Consider the following 450-nt stretch of genomic DNA (forward strand, 5'->3'; position numbering starts at 1 on the left):
TGGTGAAGGTCGTCGACGACGCGGCCGTCATGAAGCAGGTCACCGTGACGGCCGCGCGCTTGCCGCAGACCGGATTGTCCGTGCGCGAGCAATACCTTTCCGCACGAATGTAATCGTTTCCAGTCCTGTCATTGTACGGTTACAATGTTTTCATTAAATCAATGACAGGGGCGACGTGAGCCACGAGACCGACCAGGACGACCAGCTGTACCATGTGCTCGCGGCCGTGGCCCTGCAGGACCGCGCCGCGTTCCGCAGGCTGTACGACGCCACGTCGGCGCAGCTGTTCGGCTTCGCGCTGCGCGTGCTGCACAAGGAAGAACTGGCGGAGGAGGCCGTGCAGGACGCGTTCGTCGCGATCTGGCACGCGGCCGCCGGCTACCAGGTGCACCTGGCGTCGCCGCTCACGTGGATGGTGACGATCGTGCGCAACAAGGCGCTGGACGTCCG

1 protein-coding gene is annotated in these 450 nt (G+C 64.2%); it reads left to right on the forward strand.

Annotated elements, in window-relative coordinates:
- Nucleotides 1-175: 175 nt before the first annotated feature.
- Nucleotides 176-450 (forward strand): sigma factor (locus ACEN88_RS34275; protein ID WP_413346853.1); only part of this gene is annotated, 275 nt, incomplete at its 3' end.

It is taken from the genome of Massilia sp. CT11-108 (assembly GCF_047302915.1).
GTDB lineage: Bacteria > Pseudomonadota > Gammaproteobacteria > Burkholderiales > Burkholderiaceae_D > Telluria > Telluria orientalis.